This window comes from Paenibacillus sp. J22R232 (genome assembly GCF_056269165.1).
The window spans coordinates 555653-574476 of sequence record NZ_JBWDNK010000002.1 but is presented as its reverse complement, the minus strand read 5'-3'; the positions used below and the strand labels follow the sequence as shown (position 1 = coordinate 574476).

The window sequence follows — 18824 nt, the reverse complement described above, 5'->3', positions numbered from 1 at the left end:
CCATTCTGCCTTCCCTACGCGTATTCCTGCATACCCTTATCCTTCAGCATCCTAACGATCTCCTTGACCTCCTGCGCTTTATCCTTGGCGCAGATGAGCAGCGCATCTTTAGTATCCGCTATGATGAGCCCATCAATCCCAATCGTCGTAATGAGCCGGTCTTCCCCATAGATAATAGAATTAATCGTATCCATTCCGACGTAATTAGCCTTGACGATATTGCCTTGCTCATCGGGGGGAAATATAGCGCCAAGCGCATCCCAGCTGCCAATATCGTTCCAGCCGAAATCGCCCTCCAGCACGACTACCTCATCGCAGCGCTCCAAAATACCGTAATCTATTGAAATGTTTTGCAGCTGCGGGTAGATTTCATTTATCATTTCTTCTTCAAGAGGCGTGCCTATATAGGCCATCAAAGGATACATCGTTTTATACAGCCTCGGAAGAAATCTTTTGAAATTATCGATAATACAGGACGTTTTCCATATAAACATGCCGCTGTTCCATAAGTAATGGCCCGATTGCAAGTAGGATTGCGCCTTCAAGTAGTTTGGCTTCTCCACGAATTCTGCCACTTCAAACACGCTGCAAGGCGCGGTTAGCACCGGCTCGCTTTTGCATGAAATATAGCCATACCCGGTGGATGGAAACGTAGGCTTGATGCCGATCGTAACGATTTTGCCGGTCTTCATCGCCACTTCGCATGCATGCTCCAATGTCCGCTTGAACTTATCCTCCTCCGTAATATGGTGATCGGAAGGGAATACGGCCATCAAGGAGTCGCCGTGGTTTTTCTCAATGAATAACGCTGCCAGCAGTATGCTTGCTGCCGTATTTTTAGCAACGGGCTCTACCAAAATATTGATAGGCTGAACGCTTTTGTGCATCATGCTCTCCAGCAGCACGGCCTGCGAGCGGTTCGTTACGACGATGGTATTCTCCATCGGTATTACGCCGTTAAAACGCTGAACCGTATCATTAAGCATGATGTCGTTGCCGCTAATATTAATGAGCTGTTTCGGCAGTTCCTGCCTCGATAGCGGCCAGAATCGCGTCCCGCCTCCGCCAGCTAATATCGTCGCGAATTTATTCATTTTGCATCACCATATGCGCCATGCAATACGAAACGATATTCTCGGAGCCCTGGTTTAAATTAATTCCCGTGGCGTGTATGCCATCGTAGCATGCACCTGTCTGTTCATCGATGAGCGATACAGAAAGCGAGTTTCGGCCATGAAACCATTCATAACAGGTAGATGCGTAGACGAGATACGTATGGTTTCCGAACCTTTTGTACGCAGACATGCATGCCAGCAGCATCTCACAGGCTTCTATCGGCTGTTCGTCGAACAATGCGGCGACTCCGCCCCTCTCCAACCAGCCATGGCTTCCAATCGGCTTATAATAGCCATCCTTCGAGAATGTGGCCGCTGCCAAAAATCCGAGGCTCTCCTTGGCCGTTTGCCGAAACATCTCCGTATGCGAGACCGTGGAAGCTTGCAGCATCGCCCATGGAAGCATCGCGTTGCCGTACGTGATGCTATTCTCGAACCAATGCCAACCCGTTCCTTTGTTGCTTTCATATTGCTTGTGCAGACGCAATGCCAATTCTTCGATTATGGCTTCAATCTCTGCCCGGGGCAGAAAACCAGGGTCTTCGTCCTCTTTATTCGAATATGGCAAGCCATAGCTCAAAGCTTCCGCAGATTCCAGCATGGTGGTCAATCCGATCAACGCATATGCTATGGCGCGCGGCGAGCCCAGCTCCCGCATTCTCGGAATCGCTTGGTTGATCAAATACCTGCATGTGTTCCGCAAATTTTGAGGAATGGCTGGCTCCGCAAGCGTGTAGCCAAGCGCCCACATACATCGTCCCAAGCAATCCTCGGAGCCCGTATTCTCCAGGAATTCGCGGTTGTAGCCCATGAAATTCCGAAAGCTGCCATCTTCGTTCTGGGCATGATAGATAAATGCCAAGTACGTCCTGATCAGCGCAAGCGTCGCCTGATCCTTGCTGCTTTTGTAAAGCATGACAGCAGCGATAAGCGCCCGGGCATTATCGTCCGACGTATATCCGTGGCTTCTGTCGGGAATGCCGAATTTCGTATGCTGGAATATGCCCGTATCATCCGTGAGGCTTTTCAAATAGTCCATAATGAGCGGGCGAGCCACTGACTTCTGCATTACACGGCACTCCCTTTTAGCGCATATCTTTGAGCTATAATCTTGCGAAAAAGAACCGCGTAGCGCTTCGCCACTTCGTCCCACATCATCGTGCTCCCAAGCGCAAGCGTCTTTCTTTCCATCTCAGCCTTTAATTCCGGATCATCAAGCACGTTAACGATATGCGTTTCAAGCGAATCCGCATCGCGGAACTCCGCAAGCAATCCTCTTCCATCTGCAAGCATTTCCACGGCATAACGGTATGGGGTTGAGATAACGACCCTGCCATAGCCGATGCCAAAAGCAAGCGTTCCGCTCACCGCTTGGTCTTTCCCGAGATAGGGGGTCATGTAAATATCTGATAGCACCAATGATTGCACGACTTCCTCTTGCGTCAGATGCTTGTCGACAAACGCAACATGCTTATCGAGGCCAAGTCTTGCGACAAGCTCAATCAATTGCTGCCGGTACACTTCCCCTGTCTCTTGCTTCACAACGGGATGCGTCCTCCCCCAAATGATATAAAGAGCATTCGGATGCTTCGCAACAACGCCTTTCATCGCCTCTATCGCATATTCAATTCCTTTTCCCGGACTCAGAAAGCCGAACGTGGATAAAATTTGCCGATTCGCATAACCGAATCTAGCTTTCAACTCCAAACGGCTCGCCGTAGCTACGACAGGCACGCCATGATGGAACATTTCGATTTTATTAGACGCAATGCCATAAACCTCTTGCAAATCTATGATTTTAGTCTGGGCCATTGTAATAACCTTGATGCTCAGTTCTGCAAGCCGCTTCATAATCGTGAGCTGCTTCATACTTGGCTCAGATAATACGGTATGGAAGATAACGATAAAGGGGATGGTTAGTTTCTCAGCCAAATCGAGAATATATTCTCCGCTTTCTCCGCCATATATGCCGAATTCATGCTGGATAATCAGAAGCTCAACGCTCGATTGATTAAGCTCTACCGCTGTTTTGCTATAATCCGCACGGGTTTGCTGCCCGATTTGTCCCATAACTTGATTGCCGTAGGCATATGTTTTGTTATTGTTGACCGCAATCATTCTCGGTTTATTGAAGTCTTGAATCCGTTCGAGTTCATTCATCATATCCTGCGAGAAGGTAGCCAAACCGCATTCTCTTGGCAAACTTGTTCCAAGGAAAGCCACGTTATGCTTTACCAATGCATTCTTCGTAGAAATCACTCCCATAATTTAAATTTTATTCCATATGGATACAAAAAAAAGAAATAAAGATATCTTTATTCCCCTATCCGTCCCTATGTTATTGGCTTGTAGTCATTCCGTTATCGCTATTTGGCTGCTTCTAGTTACAGCCCTTGCTTGATTATCCGCTCCTGTCTGCTGCTTAAACCTTAACACGACCATATTTTCTTGTCAATCGAACATAACCTGCCTCTCATTTGACAACGAGCAAACTTGTGATAAAATTAACATATGACAAGAAAATATGGTCGTTAGCGGACTGATTAGACATTCTATTGCTAATCCGTCTTTTTTTATTTTCGATTCATAGCAACCCATTCGATTAGGAGGCAACAAAAATGAGCAACTCTATCCAGTTAAACGAACGGGTCAATCTTACCAAATCTCAAATAAATGTACTTAGAAAGCAAGGTCAAATTCCTGCAATCGTGTATGGCAAGGATGTAGGCAGCATCTCCGTCATTGTAAACGAGAAAGAAATCCTTGCAGCAGTCAAGAATAACCAGCGTGCCATTCTCATCGCGGCGATTCCAGCACAAGGAAACAAGCCCGTGCTGATTCAAAATATTCAAAGAGATCCGCTCAGCAACAAAATCGTTCATGTCGATTTCTACCAACTGAACATGAATGAGAGCCTAGATTCCAAAGTGACGATTCATTTCTCCGGCGAACCGGCAGGAGTAAAAGCAGGTGGGATTCTGCAAGTAGAAATGTACGAGGTAGAAGTACGCTGCATGCCTGACAATCTGCTCAGCGCATTCGAGGTAGATATAAGCGGACTTGGAATTGGTGATCAGCTCCATGTATCCGATTTGGCTTTCCACGAAGGCATTGAGGTTTTGTCCGATTCAGGGGCCGTGCTGATCCGGGTTTCACAAACACATGCGGAAGAAATAGTCGCTTAATTGACAAGCATACGATAGATATAACAAAGGAACCCTGTACTTCCCGTACAGGGTTCCTTTTATTGACCATGCTCTTCTACATCCTCATGAATGACTACGATAAACTCTCCTGGCGTTGCATTGAAATACTTGCATAACCGCCATATGAGATCACGCGGATATTGGACCATCTCATCCTTGTACATTTTACGCACGGAATCGAAGTGATAATCGATGTCCTTGGCTAGCTGACGAATCGACAAGGTCGGGTCCTTGGCTCTCATCAATTCCCTTAAGTTGCTATGAACCCCTGGCATACATACCACGCCTCCATTCTATGAAAATTGCCGTCTTTTAACAATAACCCGCTTTATTGGCTAACTACATCTGTGCGAAAACAGCTTATTTACGCAAAAAAGCGACTCTATGGCTAGAGCCGCAATGATTATAAAGTATGGTGCGGTAGACAGGATTTGAACCTGCACGTCCATGGGACACTACCCCCTCAAGATAGCGTGTCTGCCGTTCCACCACTACCGCACATTTGAAATGTTGAAGGTTCCCTTACTCCCGCTCTTGCAAGCTGAGTAAATGGTGAGCCATGAAGGACTCGAACCTTCGACACCCTGATTAAAAGTCAGGTGCTCTACCAACTGAGCTAATGGCTCTCACTGTGACGTGATCCGAGCTCATTAGAGCTGATACACATTGAGGATTATTGGTGACCCGTAGGGGACTCGAACCCCTGTTACCTCCGTGAAAGGGAGGTGTCTTAACCACTTGACCAACGGGCCATTCATTCAGATAACAAATGTTATCCGAGACAACAAAAATGATTATATCAGCTATTCAACTGAAGTACAAGCATTATTTTTGAACCCGTTATTCCGAGTAGTTGAATTAAGCTTCAATCGTCTCCGCTTTAAATACGTTATCGAGTTTGTCTTCAGGAGTAAGTCTCTTTTTGAGCGGAACCTTAACGTCTCTTCCGAGCTCCTTGAAGAACGTTTCTACGTCGCATTCGATTTTATCAACATAAACGGACAATACGCCTTTTTCAATAATGGCCTCATTGCCTTCTGCAGGAACGGTAACTTCAATGGAATATTTTTTCATCAAGGTGTTGCTGTACCTTCCAAAAATCTCAAGCAATTCCTCGTTATTAAATTTCCCAATCGCCGCTTGACCCTTGTTCGTAAAGTTTAAGTTTATTTTCATGTTTACAGCTCCTCATCTCTAATGATGCATCTGTTTGGACGGTTCGAGTAACTTATAACGAAAAAACCACTCTCTAGTCAGATTTTATGATCTGAATATAAAGTGGCATCATCTATCAGAAAAGTGCTCATGAAATGACACCCTCTAAGTTCACCTATATACATCGGCAAGAAGTAAGTTATGGTGCGGTAGACAGGATTTGAACCTGCACGTCCATGGGACACTACCCCCTCAAGATAGCGTGTCTGCCGTTCCACCACTACCGCACATTTATATGTTGTTATCCTTCACTCACATTCGCTTAGTCGTGCTAAGAAATGGTGAGCCATGAAGGACTCGAACCTTCGACACCCTGATTAAAAGTCAGGTGCTCTACCAACTGAGCTAATGGCTCTCGCTGTTATTTGCACTTGAACTCCTTAGAGCTCGTACACTTTGAAAAAATTGGTGACCCGTAGGGGACTCGAACCCCTGTTACCTCCGTGAAAGGGAGGTGTCTTAACCACTTGACCAACGGGCCATTTATTCACTACTCTAAAGCCATTACACATAACCTGCACCCTATGTGGCAAATAAAAAAGACCGGATGAACGGTCCTGCCGTTGCAAATTAATGTGAAAAATGGTGGCGGAGAGAGAGGGATTCGAACCCTCGCACCACTTACGCAGTCTAACCCCTTAGCAGAGGGTCCCCTTGAGCCACTTGGGTATCTCTCCAAATCTGGCTCCCCGAACAGGACTCGAACCTGTGACAACTCGATTAACAGTCGAGTGCTCTACCAACTGAGCTATCAGGGAAAAGTAAAAGTGACAAGTAATAATATATCATGTAGCAGTTTGATTGTCAATCACTTTAAGCGTTAATTTTCCACGGCATTTTCCGCACGCGTATTTGGATGGATCGATCTTTCTCTTCCGCAAATATTCCATACCGCATTTGATGCATACGAGCTTGTAACGAAACGGCTGCTGCATCCGTTGTGCCCGTTCAGGAAGCGTCTGACAGTATCTTGAGCCCCCAACCTGGGCAAGCAAGGTTTTGAAATCCGCATCCCTGTGCTGGTAGCCCCGCTTCATAATATGCAAATGATAATGGCATAGCTCGTGCTTAATGATTTTTTCGGTTTCCTCATGCCCGAACGCGGTTAGCTGATGCGGACTGATCTCAATATTGTGCGAGCGCGTGAAGTATCGTCCGCCCGTTGCCTTCAAGCGGGCATTGAAAGTCGCGATATGCAGGAAAGGTCGTCCGAAATAGGTGATCGACACTTGCTCAACCCATTGCTGCAAAGCCTCATTGTTCATCGATTATTCTCCCCCAACTACTTGAATTTTAAAGCCGCGATAGGCTACACTGTCAAGTAGGAATTAATAAATAGGTCATAAATACGTACGGATGCATACCGAGGGGAGAACAACAACTATTATGGCAACGATGCGCTATGTCTTATTGAAACAAGAGGATACCATTCTTTTTGTTGAAATGCCCGAATCGCACGCTTACCAGCTAAGCGCGCTTAACCTTCGTCTTCATAAGGAAATCGACAAGCTGACGGCCGATCATGTTCCGGTCTTGCCTTACGCGGTTGCGGAATGCAGCAATGTCGAGCTTCATGATTCGTCAATCCAAATCGTTTCCGGGCTTGATTACATCAATGGCCTGGAGAAGGATTTTGCCGGCGTGCAAGAAAAGTCGTATCCGCTCATTTCGCTGCTGACGGAAATACGCGCTTTGCAGGCACAGCTTGAGCAGTGGTATGAGGAATACGAAGAGGAACAGAGCATTTAGGTTGGACCTGCACGGACACTCGCCCTCCCCCATATTGTAGTATTACAACAAGTTAGGCCGGGAGGAGGACGATACGTATGCCACAGTGGCTGTGCAATCAACTCATGCGCGCTTTTCAGAAAAAAGATCGCAGACAAATCAAGCTGCTTAATGACTGCTGGTATTTCTACCGTAATAAACAAAGTCCGAAGGAAATCAGCAATGGCACCGAGTTCCAATAAAGGATCCCACATGAAGCACATAACTGCATGCGTTTCCTGCCGTGAAGCAAGAGTATAAACGCTTTGCAGTAAATATAAGTGAAGTTATACATGTGAGCGAATAACTGCTTATATTGTTATAGCAAAACCGGCCTCAGCGCAAGCGCTGGGCCGGTTTTTGTTTGCATGGCTAATCTTGTGGCATTAAGCTTTGAAGGCGTTGTATGAAACGATGTCTTCAAGCGGCAAACGCGTCGTTGGGTGTCCTGCGGTAGATGCTTTACCGATTGGCAATACCAGGGTTGGCACGTAACGGTCGGAGATGTTGAACAGCTCTTTCAGTTGATCCTTATTGTAACCGCCCATAGGAACGGTATCGTAGCCTTTTGCACGCGCGGTAAGCATAATTTGCATTGCGACAAGGCCCGTATCGAAAATAACGATATCCTTCAAGCGTTCGGCAGGCAAGCTCGAGTACATGTTCGTGGAGTTCGTAATAAAGTTGTTCGCCACTTCTTCAGTCATGTAGCCTGCTTTTACTGCAGCTCCGTATATTTGTTCAGACAAGGCATACATTTCCGTATCGGCAAGTATAACAACAATCGCCGAAGCTTCTACGACTTGCTGTTGATTGAACGCGATCGGAAGAAGCTTTTGCTTAAGCTCGGCATCCGTAATGACAAGGAAGCGCCAAGGCTGCATGTTCGAACCAGATGGGGCTTTTGTTGCAATTTCCAGAATCTCATTAATTTCGGCATCGGAAATAACTACGCTGCTATCGTATTTACGAACAGAACGGCGCTCGTCAAGCACGGTGTAAAAAGAAGGAGCTGTACCTTCATTGTTTTGAGCATTTACTTGTGAAGCTGTTTGTGTGTTAGACATTGGTTTTCCCTCCAAAGGATTATTTTATCTGTGCGTCAGTTTACTCAGTTAATCTCAAAAATAATACTGTGTCTGTTGCTGCACAGTAAACAGCGAAATGAACTGTAACATTTACATACACAGTATACGTTGCACATTGCGCATTTGTCAATTAGGTGAATTCGTGAAATTTTCATTGATTAAGAAGAATGAAGCAGCGTTCTCTGCGCAAGCTGGGCAATCGTATGCTGCTGCAGCGTTTCAAGGGTCTTCTCTTCAACTTCCTTTGCAATATCAACGAATGCAGACTGCATATGCGCGTTTGAATCTCGGCAGCCAATGGTGTCCAACATGCCGCTGCATAGCGGCTCCCCAACCTTAAGAGCTCTATAAACGTCAGCGAGTGAAATAAGCTCTGGCGGTCGCTTCAGCCGGTATCCACCGTCGCGGCCTTCCCGCGTTTCAATAAGCTGTGCCGCAGCCAGCTTCGCCATAACTTTGCGCAGCTGCGTAGCCTCTGATTCCAACCGGTCGGCAATCGCAGCGCTTGGGTATACCTCTGATTTATGCGATAGAACGACGAGTGCTTGCAGCGCTAGCCCGAACCATTTGGGCTGTGCCGAGCTGGTTAGCCGGTCTGCTTTCATAGTCATCTCACTCCTCTTGTGGGGTAGTTTGCGATGCCCATGCATTCCTTAAAGTATAAAGGGTTTGCCGGCAATTAGGCAAACCCTTTATATGGCTTCGTTAGTTAGGCTTGCGCATCGTTAAGCTCACGCGGCCTTTTTTGAGATCCACGCTAAGCACCCATACCGTAACCGTATCACCGACGGATACGACGTCCATCGGCCTTTTGACAAACTTATCGCTCAATTGGGAAATATGCACGAGCCCGTCGTTTTTGATGCCGATATCCACGAAAGCGCCAAAATCGATGACATTGCGCACCGTTCCGTGCAGCTCCATCCCTGGGGACAAATCCTCGATGTTCAGCACGTCCGTATGGAAGATCGGTGGAGGCAGCTCCTCTCGCGGGTCACGGCCTGGCCGAAGCAAGCTGTCCATGATGTCGCGCAGCGTCGGAACACCCACGCCAAGCGTAGGGGCAATGCGGTCCGCGTCCAGTTCCGCCAGCTTTGCTTTCAGCTCTTCAGAACCGAGCTGCTTCAGCTTTAGACCGAGCTCATTAAACAGCTTATCTACCACATCATACGACTCCGGATGGATCGGCGTACTGTCTAACGGATTGACAGGCTCCGCAATTCTTAAGAAGCCAATACATTGCTCGTAGGACTTGGCGCCAAGCCTAGGCACCTTTTGCAATTGGTTACGCTTCACGAATCGACCGTTCTCATCGCGATATTTTACGATGTTTTTGGCGATTGTCGCATTAATCCCAGCTACGTAGGAGAGCAGCGACGCTGATGCCGTATTTACGTCCACGCCAACATGGTTGACCGCAGATTCGACTACGCCGCCCAGCGTTTCATCCAACCGCTTCTGGCTAACGTCATGCTGGTACTGGCCGACTCCGATTGCCTTAGGTTCTATCTTCACAAGCTCAGCGAGCGGGTCCTGCAGCCTTCTTGCAATCGAAACCGCGCTCCGCTCCGCCACGTCAAGAGACGGAAATTCCTCTTGCGCGAGCTTAGAGGCTGAGTACACGCTAGCTCCTGCTTCATTTACGATGATATATTTCAGCTCAGGCCCGCCTGCTCCTGCTGCTTTGCGTTTGCCAATCAAGGTTGCAATAAACTGCTCGGTCTCGCGGGACGCGGTTCCGTTGCCGATTACGATCAGCTCGACCTTGTACTTGTCAATTAACCCGTTAATCAGTTTCTCCGCTTCAGCTACCTTATTGTTTGGAGGCGTCGGGTACGATACGGCAACCTCCAACAGCTTGCCGATGTCGTCAATGACTGCAAGCTTGCAGCCCGTTCGGAAAGCCGGATCGACGCCGAGTACAACGTTACCTCGAACCGGCGGCTGCAGAAGCAAATTGCGGAGGTTCTCGGAGAAAATCGAAATCGCATGCTCCTCAGCCTTCTCGGTCAGCTCACCGCGCACCTCCCGCTCGATAGAAGGGGAGATCAGTCGTTTATAAGAGTCTTCAATAACTACCGTTAGAACGTCACGTACGCCTTGTGCGGTGCCGTTGCGGAGCAGCCTCCGCTGGATATGCTCATGTATACGCTCAGACGGCAAATCAAAGTTCACGCGAAGCACGTCCTCGCGCTCTGCGCGGTTAATCGCCAGCACCCTATGGGGAGGAAGCTTGCGTACCGGCTCTTGATAACTGTAATACATTTCGTAAACCGTCTCTTCAGAGGGGTTTTTGGCATCGGTTTTGAGCAGCGCTTGATCGAAAGTGAACTTTCTGACCCATGCTCGTATAGACGCATCGTCAGCAATGTTCTCCGCAATAATGTCCATTGCGCCATTAAGGGCATCCTGGGCCGTAGGCACGCTCTTCTCATCATTCACGTAACGGGCTGCTTCCGCGAGCGGATCACCGCTGCGAGGCTGCGACCATAGCCAATCCGCCAGCGGCTCGAGACCCCTCTCCTTTGCCACGCTCGCCCTTGTTTTACGTTTTTGCCGATAAGGGCGGTAGAGATCCTCGATTTCCTGCAGCTTCACTGACTTGTTGATATCAGTGCGAAGAGTGTCCGTCAGCTTGCCTTGCTCATCGATCAACCGAATGACCTCGCGCTTGCGTTCCTCAAGGTTCCGCATATACTGCAGCTTCTCCTCAATGGACCGCAGATCGTTCTCGTCGAGCTCGCCAGTCATTTCTTTACGGTAACGCGCGATAAACGGTATCGTATTGCCTTCATCCAATAGGCTGACCGCCGATTTTACTTTGCTGGCCGGAATCGCCAGCTGGGCGGCTATTCCGGCTATGATGCGCTGACTTTCAGCCGTCTTCTGCTCCGTTGTCAGCTTCTGCTTTCCTGCTCCGTCTTCAGCATCCTCTATATATGGCTGAACCTTCGTATCCGTCAAACGTCATGCCCCTTCCTATCCATCATGCTCCCGTATAAGGGTTATTGGCCATTTCAAAGCCAATGGTCGTTCGTCCGCCATGCCCCGGATACACGATAACCTCTGGGCTTAGCTTGTATAGCTTCAAGCGAATGGAGTCATATAAATCCCTCTCGCGCCCGCCAGGCAGGTCAGTGCGGCCTACAGACATCTTAAACAGCACATCTCCCGAGAAAAGATGGTTATCGCAGAGGAAGCTGACGCTTCCCGGCGAATGCCCTGGCGTGTGCATCACTCGGAAGGATAAGCCGAGCAGCTTCAAGGTTTGTCCCTCCGCAAGCGCATATTCGGCCGGATCGGTCGATAATGGAGGCGTGACGTCCTGCCATCGCATCGAACCGTTCTTACGCGGATCCGTCAGCCAATCCGCTTCGAGATCATGTATGTAGACAGGACAGCCTGCCGCTTTGCGCAGCTCGTCTACTCCGCCCATATGGTCAAAGTGGGCATGCGTCAGCAGAATGGCTTCTACCTGTACGCCCTCAAGCCGCTCAAGCAGCTTTTTGGGATTCATGCCTGGATCGATGACAATCGCCCGCTCCTTCGGTTTTTCGTTCTCGTTTGCCGCAGGCTCGGTTACGGATATGAGATAAGCGTTCGTTTGGATCGGTCCTAGTGTGAAGGTTTCAATTCGCATCGTCGTTGTCATCGCGATCTTAGAATGACTCCAGTAAAGTGCGAAGCTCTTTCACAATAACGCTTTGGTAACCTGTGCCTTCTCCGTAACGGCGACCAATTTCTTGCCTAGTCACGGCAAGGTTGTCTTGGTAATCAGCCGCATCGCGATCCGGATTTTCTTTCTTGAATGCGATCATCGCTTCCTGAACATGTGCTGGGCGAGGACCCCATTGACCAAGAACGGCTCCGCCTGTATCAGCAATGATAACGACTGGCACCGAACGTCCGCCCATCGTCAAAAACTGATCCATCGTATCCAAATGCTCCTCCATGATCAGAACCTCCGTTGGAACGCCGCTATTCTCAAGCGCTTTGAACACGACGGGGATGTTGCGAACCACGTCACCGCACCAATCTGCCATCAAAATCAATACGCGAAGATCGTCACGGTTGTTCAGTGATTCGAAATACTCCTTGTCGCTTTCATCGGACCAGGCAAACTTCTCGGACCAATCCAGAAATTGCTCCTTGTTTTTAGTCATGCCGTCGATAAATTTCTGTGGGCTAATGCCTTTGCCCAGCTTATCTGCTATGCTCTTGCTCATCAGAATCCCTCTTTCATCTATTATTTAAGGTTACGCAAAATAAAAAGTATGCTTACGCTCTCCATTATACCGATTTACGGCGCGAGCGTACAAATTTGAATAACACGTATACGATCATCAGCGCAATCGCGATGAGGATGGCAGGCTGGACATACGGAGCCGCTTTTTCATCAATTTTATCCCAGTTCTCGCCAAGCGACCTGCCCAAATAAACAAACAAAATGGACCAAGGCAGCGATGCCAGCGCCGTGAGCAGCGTAAATAAGCCAAAGTTCATGCGCGCCATGCCCGCAGGAATCGAGATTACCTGTCTCATTACAGGAACGAAACGCGCGGTGAACACAATGCCCGCTCCGTATTTAATGAACCATTGCTCGGAGATATCAACATGCTTCTTCTTGATCTTAATGTACTTGCCGTACTTTTCAACAATTGGGCGGCCGCCGTATCTGCCGATCCAGTACAAAATCCAGTTCTGGCCGATCGCGCCGAGCGTTCCGAACAAAACCGCGCCCCAGAAGGAAATGTCTCCTTTCCATACGAGATACCCGCCAAAGCCCAATACGATTTCACTTGGAATAACCTCAATTAACAGTCCAATTAAAATACCGAAATAACCTAAGCTCTCCACCCATTGCAGCACGCCGTCCAATAATTCATGAATAAAATCCATTCCTGCTCTCAATCCGCCTTCCTTCTTCAAATAGGTCTTTCGCTTACGCTGAAGCTATTCTAACATACGATAAGGACAGCCTTCCACTTTTGTCATGTGCTGACAAGCCCCTGCATAGACTAGCCTTAAATGATACGAATGGATGAGGTGAGCGTTTCATGGCCAAGGTATTTATTGTTAGCAAGCGGCAAATTCAACTCTTTATCGTCGTTGCTGTGTTGATCATTCTGACAGGCGTCTACTTAAGCTGGGACCGTTCTCGGGAGGTTAACGCACAGCCTTCAGAGCCGCGCATCTTCCAGTTGGTCACTGGCGAATACAGCACGACAACCGCAGACGGCAAAGAGCTGGAGGTATATCGCTGGGATCCCGGTTCGATTGTCGTCAACAAAGGCGAGCCCGTAGAGCTGCACATTACGGGAGTGAACGGCAACTCCCATCCGTTCGTCGTAGAAGGCCTTGGCATTCGCGGCGAGGTTTCGAAAGGAAAAACGACGATCGTTCGCTTTACCGCTGAGAAAGCAGGCACTTATCCGATTATTTGCCTCACCCATACCGATATGCGTCATGGCGGCCCCATGGTCGGATATATTACGGTTAACGATTAACAGGCGATCCTAACGGCTCCGCAGTGACCTACTCCTCCCGATCCGCATACATATGGGATAAAGAGAGGAGTCGGTTATCGATGAAAACAAATGCTCCCAAGCATAATGCCGGCTATCCGACCGCTCGTAAAATCCGCAGGGCTTGCAGCAACGAGCTGTACCGAACCGTAAAGCGGATGAAGCTATGGATATCCAAAGAAAAAATGGATCAGGCAGAGGCTATCTACGTCAAAAAAGTCATTCTTAATCTTAAATGGATCGTTGAAAATGAGAGCAACCGCAAGGTACAATCCGACTGGTGGGACGACAACGTCAGCGCGGAAATCGCGGAGCTGTGGGAAGTTAACCGCGCTGAGCTCTGTGCAGCGTTTCGCGACGCTTATGGCGGCTAATGTATAAAAAAGAAACCTGGCTGCCGCATTGGCAGTCAGGTTTTTTTGAATCCACGTTTTTAAATAAGCGGGGTATCCAGCTTGTCCTGTAAGTTTGCGAGGCGAATCAATAGTACGCTGGCCTGAGCTTTAGTCACGGGTTCATTCGGGTGAAACTTGCCTCCTGAGGAAGTCAGCAATCCAAGTTTGATAGCGAGAGCAGCGGCCCCTTTATTAATAATCGATGAAGCGTCTTTTAAAGAGGTAATGTCCTTATCCTTAATCATAAAGACTGATAGCTTATTGTAATCAAGCATTTGTACGAGCATTAATGCAAGCTGATCCCTCGTTAATGTTCGCTCGAAAAAATCCGATTCCTCGTTTTTGTATACCTGCAGCCATTTGGGCTCATAAGAAAAAACAGGATAGTCATCTTCGGGCTCTTCTTCTTCCAATCCCCCAAAGTCCCTTTCGATATCAAACGGTATCGTACCGTATTCATCACTATTGCCATTTATGGCTCTTTCAAGCATCGCTATCCATTCTCCTATTGTAATGATGGAATCAGGATACAACTTTCCTTCTTCATCCGTCTCCAGAATGCCATATTCGGCCATCATTCCTAACTGATTACTCGCCCAGTGCATATCTATATCCGTTGGCTTATTGATGGTCTCTATAACTGGAATCTGAGTTTCATTATAAGCAAGCTCTAGCTCGCCTGTTTCTGCGTTTACGATATAATCGTCGTTTGATTTATTAATAAGTGCTTCATAAACGAGTTTGACCGCTGTTTGGTTTTCGCTAGCAGCATCAGAAATTCTCTGTTGAATATAAATCAGTTCAGCACTAATCGCATGCTGCAGTATACTAAGCGCTTTTTCCTGAGTTGTATTTTGCTTGAGGGTGCTTATTTTATTCTTTAATTTCTCGGGGTCCACATACGACCGATTATACTCCCACAAATAACCATCTCCATCTATGGTTACCCTCGTGTAGCTATCCCCAACCGGAGCTCCGTTGTATAGTTGGCTGAAATAAAAGGTATAGAAGGTTTGTCCGTAATCCGTAAACTCGTAGACACCGCTTTCTATCCGCAAATATTTAGCCGCATCTAGAAATACGCCTGTCACAAGATCAATTGCCTTCTGCTTAGCGGTCTCCATTGAAATACTCGGTTGCTTCGCAGCGAGTTCTGTGTCGTATTCGCTTTCACTAATATCCGAATAGAATGAAAGCAGTTGCCCTGTCTCTGCGTCAACCGCTGCAGTCATTTCTGTTTGAAATGCAGCTTCCTTTTGCATTTGCCAATTGTACTCCCACACCGAATAGCCGCGACCATACCATTCATCCAGATAGGTGGTATTGCCACGCGTCGCATTAGGCGGAATAGTTATTTTTGACAAAATTGCCGCTAAAGCTTGATCTTCGGATAATGCCCCACTCTCGGCCAATTTAAATGGCGAAGCCGACGATTTCAACTCAGAATAAACGATTTTCTCCTCCGTGTTGCCGCTGCTCCAACGCCCTAACTTTTCGCCTGTTCTGGCATCTATATAGGGAGCTGCATTGCTCTTATCCCCATAAGCCATACGATAGTCACTTTTTAACGGATCGGTGTGACTGTAGTTTTCATCATAAACCGGTATGTAAAACAATTCGGGCTGCACTTCAGCTTTGAATTTGTCTTCCGCCTGCTGTTTCGTTACTTTCACATCCGGCTTTGGATAGACAGCATCGGTAAGATAAGCGCTAAATGCAACCACATCGCCATTTCCGTTAATAATGACGTTAACACTCTCCTCTTCGGAAGAGTATCCGTTAATAAGCAAATGGTAATTCAAAGAATAGTAAGCCGGATAAAATAAAGTTGACCTGCTAAACTGCGTATCCTCCGGCTCAAGGATCAGATCGGATTCTTTTATGCCTGGTATCATTTTAGCTACAAACTGCTTAGCCTTCTTATCTGCATGCTCCAGCGTTGCTTTGAGGGGATAGATTGATTTGGCTGCAGCATGGAATGTGTTAAAATAGTCGATAATCTGACCGTTCAAAGCATTCACCTGAACTGAAGTGAAAAATTGGCTCGAATTAGTGTTTTGCTTCCAATTAATGTTCCATTTAGGCCTGTTTTCATCCTCTTCATCGAGCTTGATCGATAAATCGTTTTTACCTGCTTCCAGCAATCCTGGGAATAGCTTGGCTGTACGTTGGAGAGCTTGCTCCTCCGAAATGAGCTTCTTATTCTGTACTGCCTCCTCCTGCTCCACGTATGCTTTCTCCCCCGCGGCAAAAGATGACTGTGAGAATGTCATTCCGTTCAGTAACCCCAGTGAAATCGCAAAACCGATCATCCCTTTTATCCACTTGGAGCTTTTTCGTTGACCTTGCCCTTTTTTGTTCAAACCTATCTCCCTCTCTTCTACCGTCCATCTTGCTCGTCCTTGCAAATAATAAAAGAAAAAACTCACTGATTCATTCTAGGATAAAATATCATTTTTTTCCATATAAAAATAACCATATGAACCCATGCTGAAAGCATGGCTCATACGGTTATTTGCAAGCCTTTTCTTTTATTGTTTACTTATCGATTTCCTTCAGCCGGTCGCATGAAACCGTTTTTGTATTGATCGGATTATTGCCGACCGTTACAGTTGCCATGCCGTTCGCCTCGTCGACGTTTTCTATCCAGACAGAATCTTCATCGAGCTGGACAGCAAAGGTCTGATCCGAATCATATATTTGCTTCGCGCGTGTCGTATCCATCAGAAGCGCATCCTCCTTTTTCTTCAAATCACTACCGGGCCATTGCTCCGTTATTTATCTTCCGGCCCCATCGTGTCCGTCGTTGACTCATCAATTAGGCCGTTCTGCAGCGTAACATTACCTCCGCCAAGTCCTTCATTGACCATTCTGTCAATGTCCATAAAATAATCCTCGCGCCCCTCATGCTTCGGGTCCGACGCCGCTTGCTTTTCATCATTGCCCGCTTCGGTCATAGTTCTACCCTCCCACGCTTCCTTCAATTTTGCTGAATGGCTCTTTTCCAGAGCCATCTCGAAAAATATGCCCGAAAATGCGTAATGCCATTCATCATTCATAACAAAGGCGACAGCATATGAAGCACGGATTCCGCCATTTTCTGTCCTTTTGACCGTCTGGAGAAGGACTCTCGTTGCAGCTCGCAGCTGTGCTTTAGATCCTCTATAAAGTCAGCCTCTAATCGATTAATCGTCTCTTTCTCGAAGAGTACCGCATTAAGTTCAAAATTGCTGAGCAAGCTCCTCAGATCGACATTTGCCGTACCGACCGTAGCAAGCAAATGATCGACAATCATCACCTTTGCGTGTATGAAGCCCTTCTCGTACCGATAAACCTTAACGCCAGCATCAAGCATCTCCTGAATGTAGGATAAAGTCGCCAACAGTACAAGCTTCGAATCGCCCATACCCGGAATGATTAACCGAACGTCAACTCCCCCAAGCGCTGCCGTCCTTAATGCCATCGTCAAGCTTGGATCAGGAATGAAATACGGCGTCGTTATATAAATTCTAGAGGACGCTGCCGTAATCGCCGCAAACATAACCTCAACGATTTTATGATTATGCTGTCCCGGTTTACTTGATACGATCAACACGCGCTCCTTGCCGCAATCCGGCAGCTTAGGCATATAACGTGATCCCGAAAGCTCTTCCTTGGCTGCAAATGCCCAGTCATTCATGAAAACTTCCTGCAAGTAGGCCACACAATTCCCTTCAAGCCGCAAATGCGTATCTCGCCAAAACCCAAGCTTCGGATCTTTGCCCAAATATTCATCCCCGATATTGATTCCCCCCACAAAGCCAACCGCGCCATCGACGATTACAATTTTACGATGGTTGCGATAATTCAATTTCCGATCAAAAAAAGCTACCTTAGGCGGTAAAAAACAGCTTGTCCACACGCCGGATTGGTGAAGCTCCTCAATATATGCTTGGCTTAAATGAAGACTGCCTATGCCGTCATACACGATCCGAACCTCTACGCCCTCCTTGGCTTTCCTAGTAAGCACCTTCAGAAAGCGTCTGCCGATGTCATCGTCCCGAATCGTATAATAATCCATATGTATGTGATGCTCCGCACGCTCCAGCTGAGCTAGAATCGCTTCAAAGGTGCTCTTGCCATTGGTCAGTACGCATGTTTTATTGTTCGTTGTAACAGGAAACGATGCTAGGCCACTCAGCATGCGAAAGAGCTGCTCCTGCCTATTCATTTGCTCGCCTCTTCTCGCTATGGGCACTGCCGCTCTCTCCGTTAGCTGCTCCGCGTAGCGCAGCGTCTCTTCTTTGAAGTGCTGGATTCGTCTGCGTCTAGCATAATCCTTGCCAAGCATGAGATAAGCAATAAATCCGATGATCGGACAAACGAGAACAATGAGAAGCCAGGCGGTCAGCTGTACCGGGCGCCGATGCTCCATAACAAGCACAACGGCAACTTGCATCACGTAAACAGCAAGCGCAGCTGTGATCCATAGTGACCACATGGGGGTTAACACCTCTTTCCTTCATCCGAGCAG

21 protein-coding genes and 8 tRNA genes are annotated in these 18824 nt (G+C 47.6%); 5 read left to right on the top strand and 24 right to left on the bottom strand.

From position 1 onward, the window contains the following. Positions 1-14 precede the first annotated feature (14 nt). From AC0YN3_RS08925 to AC0YN3_RS08915, 3 genes are read right to left on the bottom strand one after another with little or no spacing between them, the layout of a single operon-like run. The gene (locus AC0YN3_RS08925; protein ID WP_475774736.1) at positions 15-1094 is read right to left on the bottom strand and encodes a mannose-1-phosphate guanylyltransferase; all 1080 of its coding nucleotides are present in this window, start codon (positions 1092-1094) and stop codon (positions 15-17) included. Beyond that, entirely contained in the window at positions 1087-2184 is a 1098-nt protein-coding gene (locus tag AC0YN3_RS08920) for a glycosyltransferase (RefSeq protein ID WP_475774735.1), read from the bottom strand. Before AC0YN3_RS08920 ends, AC0YN3_RS08925 begins: the two co-directional genes overlap by 8 nt. Then, a complete protein-coding gene (locus AC0YN3_RS08915; RefSeq protein WP_475774734.1) occupies positions 2184-3299 on the bottom strand; it encodes a glycosyltransferase family 4 protein in 1116 nt (371 codons plus the stop codon). The genes AC0YN3_RS08920 and AC0YN3_RS08915 overlap by 1 nt, the downstream gene beginning before the upstream one ends. Before the next feature lie 434 nt (positions 3300-3733). Between AC0YN3_RS08915 and AC0YN3_RS08910 the strand changes: the two genes are divergently transcribed. Then, entirely contained in the window at positions 3734-4300 is a 567-nt protein-coding gene (locus tag AC0YN3_RS08910) for a 50S ribosomal protein L25 (RefSeq protein WP_475774733.1), read from the top strand. A gap of 59 nt (positions 4301-4359) precedes the next feature. On the opposite strand, the gene AC0YN3_RS08905 is transcribed toward AC0YN3_RS08910, so the two are convergent. From AC0YN3_RS08905 to AC0YN3_RS08855, 11 genes are all read right to left on the bottom strand, one after another. Continuing rightward, on the bottom strand, positions 4360-4596 hold the full coding sequence (locus AC0YN3_RS08905; protein ID WP_475774732.1) for a helix-turn-helix domain-containing protein: 237 nt from the start codon (positions 4594-4596) through the stop codon (positions 4360-4362). A 138-nt stretch (positions 4597-4734) separates the two neighbouring features. Next, a tRNA-Leu gene (locus tag AC0YN3_RS08900) sits at positions 4735-4819 on the bottom strand. A gap of 52 nt (positions 4820-4871) precedes the next feature. Next, positions 4872-4947, bottom strand: a tRNA-Lys gene (locus AC0YN3_RS08895). A 51-nt stretch (positions 4948-4998) separates the two neighbouring features. Further along, a tRNA-Glu gene (locus tag AC0YN3_RS08890) sits at positions 4999-5073 on the bottom strand. Between the two features lie 106 nt (positions 5074-5179). Further along, positions 5180-5497: a hypothetical protein gene (locus tag AC0YN3_RS08885; protein ID WP_183559217.1), complete on the bottom strand. Its 318-nt coding sequence runs from the start codon at positions 5495-5497 to the stop codon at positions 5180-5182. A gap of 181 nt (positions 5498-5678) precedes the next feature. After that, a tRNA-Leu gene (locus AC0YN3_RS08880) sits at positions 5679-5763 on the bottom strand. Between the two features lie 52 nt (positions 5764-5815). Next, positions 5816-5891 (bottom strand) — tRNA-Lys (locus AC0YN3_RS08875). Positions 5892-5942: 51 nt separating this feature from the next. Beyond that, positions 5943-6017, bottom strand: a tRNA-Glu gene (locus tag AC0YN3_RS08870). Between the two features lie 105 nt (positions 6018-6122). Continuing rightward, positions 6123-6213 (bottom strand) — tRNA-Ser (locus tag AC0YN3_RS08865). Between the two features lie 5 nt (positions 6214-6218). Beyond that, positions 6219-6294: transfer RNA gene (locus tag AC0YN3_RS08860), tRNA-Asn, on the bottom strand. 27 nt (positions 6295-6321) lie between these two features. Next, the gene (locus AC0YN3_RS08855; RefSeq protein ID WP_475774731.1) at positions 6322-6801 is read right to left on the bottom strand and encodes a SprT family protein; all 480 of its coding nucleotides are present in this window, start codon (positions 6799-6801) and stop codon (positions 6322-6324) included. Between the two features lie 121 nt (positions 6802-6922). Here AC0YN3_RS08855 and AC0YN3_RS08850 point away from each other — a divergent pair, with 121 nt between their 5' ends. Next, the gene (locus tag AC0YN3_RS08850) at positions 6923-7285 is read left to right on the top strand and encodes a hydrolase/acyltransferase (RefSeq protein ID WP_475774730.1); all 363 of its coding nucleotides are present in this window, start codon (positions 6923-6925) and stop codon (positions 7283-7285) included. A gap of 77 nt (positions 7286-7362) precedes the next feature. After that, positions 7363-7506, top strand: coding sequence for a cortex morphogenetic protein CmpA (gene cmpA / locus AC0YN3_RS08845; protein WP_138755216.1), 144 nt, complete (start codon positions 7363-7365; stop codon positions 7504-7506). A gap of 183 nt (positions 7507-7689) precedes the next feature. Here the strand turns inward: cmpA and AC0YN3_RS08840 are convergent, their stop codons facing one another. From AC0YN3_RS08840 to uptA, 6 genes are all read right to left on the bottom strand, one after another. Then, on the bottom strand, positions 7690-8370 hold the full coding sequence (locus tag AC0YN3_RS08840) for a nitroreductase family protein (RefSeq protein WP_475774729.1): 681 nt from the start codon (positions 8368-8370) through the stop codon (positions 7690-7692). A gap of 179 nt (positions 8371-8549) precedes the next feature. Continuing rightward, complete coding sequence (locus AC0YN3_RS08835; protein ID WP_475774728.1) at positions 8550-9002, bottom strand: RrF2 family transcriptional regulator; 453 nt, start codon at positions 9000-9002, stop codon at positions 8550-8552. 94 nt (positions 9003-9096) lie between these two features. After that, complete coding sequence (locus tag AC0YN3_RS08830; RefSeq protein ID WP_475774727.1) at positions 9097-11355, bottom strand: Tex family protein; 2259 nt, start codon at positions 11353-11355, stop codon at positions 9097-9099. Between the two features lie 22 nt (positions 11356-11377). Beyond that, a complete protein-coding gene (locus AC0YN3_RS08825; protein ID WP_246431590.1) occupies positions 11378-12043 on the bottom strand; it encodes an MBL fold metallo-hydrolase in 666 nt (221 codons plus the stop codon). Between the two features lie 7 nt (positions 12044-12050). After that, positions 12051-12617, bottom strand: a complete 567-nt coding sequence (locus tag AC0YN3_RS08820; protein WP_475774726.1) for a thioredoxin family protein — start codon at positions 12615-12617, stop codon at positions 12051-12053. A 64-nt stretch (positions 12618-12681) separates the two neighbouring features. Continuing rightward, entirely contained in the window at positions 12682-13290 is a 609-nt protein-coding gene (gene uptA, locus AC0YN3_RS08815; protein ID WP_475775109.1) for an undecaprenyl phosphate transporter UptA, read from the bottom strand. 158 nt (positions 13291-13448) lie between these two features. Here uptA and AC0YN3_RS08810 point away from each other — a divergent pair, with 158 nt between their 5' ends. After that, positions 13449-13898 carry a cupredoxin domain-containing protein gene (locus AC0YN3_RS08810; protein ID WP_183559232.1) on the top strand — a complete coding sequence of 150 codons (450 nt, stop codon included), beginning with the start codon at positions 13449-13451 and terminating at the stop codon, positions 13896-13898. Between the two features lie 80 nt (positions 13899-13978). Next, a complete protein-coding gene (locus tag AC0YN3_RS08805) occupies positions 13979-14290 on the top strand; it encodes a dehydrogenase (protein ID WP_475774725.1) in 312 nt (103 codons plus the stop codon). Positions 14291-14349: 59 nt separating this feature from the next. Here AC0YN3_RS08805 and AC0YN3_RS08800 read toward each other — a convergent pair whose 3' ends face one another. The 4 genes from AC0YN3_RS08800 to cls all read right to left on the bottom strand — a co-directional run bounded on the left by AC0YN3_RS08800 (position 14350) and on the right by cls (position 18791). Next, positions 14350-16674 carry a YcdB/YcdC domain-containing protein gene (locus AC0YN3_RS08800; protein ID WP_475774724.1) on the bottom strand — a complete coding sequence of 775 codons (2325 nt, stop codon included), beginning with the start codon at positions 16672-16674 and terminating at the stop codon, positions 14350-14352. 175 nt (positions 16675-16849) lie between these two features. After that, positions 16850-17035 carry an H-type small acid-soluble spore protein gene (locus AC0YN3_RS08795; protein ID WP_475774723.1) on the bottom strand — a complete coding sequence of 62 codons (186 nt, stop codon included), beginning with the start codon at positions 17033-17035 and terminating at the stop codon, positions 16850-16852. 50 nt (positions 17036-17085) lie between these two features. Continuing rightward, the gene (locus tag AC0YN3_RS08790; RefSeq protein ID WP_475774722.1) at positions 17086-17268 is read right to left on the bottom strand and encodes a hypothetical protein; all 183 of its coding nucleotides are present in this window, start codon (positions 17266-17268) and stop codon (positions 17086-17088) included. Between the two features lie 98 nt (positions 17269-17366). Beyond that, positions 17367-18791, bottom strand: a complete 1425-nt coding sequence (cls, locus tag AC0YN3_RS08785; RefSeq protein WP_475774721.1) for a cardiolipin synthase — start codon at positions 18789-18791, stop codon at positions 17367-17369. Positions 18792-18824 lie beyond the last annotated feature (33 nt).

Excerpts from the sequence above, each read along its gene's own strand:
- AC0YN3_RS08925 (WP_475774736.1), bottom strand. The coding sequence starts at position 1,094 with ATGAATAAATTCGCGACGATATTAGCTGGCGGAGGCGGGACGCGATTC.
- AC0YN3_RS08920 (WP_475774735.1), bottom strand. The coding sequence starts at position 2,184 with ATGCAGAAGTCAGTGGCTCGCCCGCTCATTATGGACTATTTGAAAAGC.
- AC0YN3_RS08910 (WP_475774733.1), top strand. The coding sequence starts at position 3,734 with ATGAGCAACTCTATCCAGTTAAACGAACGGGTCAATCTTACCAAATCT.
- AC0YN3_RS08905 (WP_475774732.1), bottom strand. The coding sequence starts at position 4,596 with ATGCCAGGGGTTCATAGCAACTTAAGGGAATTGATGAGAGCCAAGGAC.
- AC0YN3_RS08885 (WP_183559217.1), bottom strand. The coding sequence starts at position 5,497 with ATGAAAATAAACTTAAACTTTACGAACAAGGGTCAAGCGGCGATTGGG.
- AC0YN3_RS08855 (WP_475774731.1), bottom strand. The coding sequence starts at position 6,801 with ATGAACAATGAGGCTTTGCAGCAATGGGTTGAGCAAGTGTCGATCACC.
- AC0YN3_RS08850 (WP_475774730.1), top strand. The coding sequence starts at position 6,923 with ATGGCAACGATGCGCTATGTCTTATTGAAACAAGAGGATACCATTCTT.
- cmpA (WP_138755216.1), top strand. The coding sequence starts at position 7,363 with ATGCCACAGTGGCTGTGCAATCAACTCATGCGCGCTTTTCAGAAAAAA.
- AC0YN3_RS08840 (WP_475774729.1), bottom strand. The coding sequence starts at position 8,370 with ATGTCTAACACACAAACAGCTTCACAAGTAAATGCTCAAAACAATGAA.
- AC0YN3_RS08835 (WP_475774728.1), bottom strand. The coding sequence starts at position 9,002 with ATGACTATGAAAGCAGACCGGCTAACCAGCTCGGCACAGCCCAAATGG.
- AC0YN3_RS08825 (WP_246431590.1), bottom strand. The coding sequence starts at position 12,043 with ATGACAACGACGATGCGAATTGAAACCTTCACACTAGGACCGATCCAA.
- AC0YN3_RS08820 (WP_475774726.1), bottom strand. The coding sequence starts at position 12,617 with ATGAGCAAGAGCATAGCAGATAAGCTGGGCAAAGGCATTAGCCCACAG.
- uptA (WP_475775109.1), bottom strand. The coding sequence starts at position 13,290 with ATGGATTTTATTCATGAATTATTGGACGGCGTGCTGCAATGGGTGGAG.
- AC0YN3_RS08810 (WP_183559232.1), top strand. The coding sequence starts at position 13,449 with ATGGCCAAGGTATTTATTGTTAGCAAGCGGCAAATTCAACTCTTTATC.
- AC0YN3_RS08805 (WP_475774725.1), top strand. The coding sequence starts at position 13,979 with ATGAAAACAAATGCTCCCAAGCATAATGCCGGCTATCCGACCGCTCGT.
- AC0YN3_RS08795 (WP_475774723.1), bottom strand. The coding sequence starts at position 17,035 with ATGGATACGACACGCGCGAAGCAAATATATGATTCGGATCAGACCTTT.
- AC0YN3_RS08790 (WP_475774722.1), bottom strand. The coding sequence starts at position 17,268 with ATGACCGAAGCGGGCAATGATGAAAAGCAAGCGGCGTCGGACCCGAAG.
- cls (WP_475774721.1), bottom strand. The coding sequence starts at position 18,791 with ATGTGGTCACTATGGATCACAGCTGCGCTTGCTGTTTACGTGATGCAA.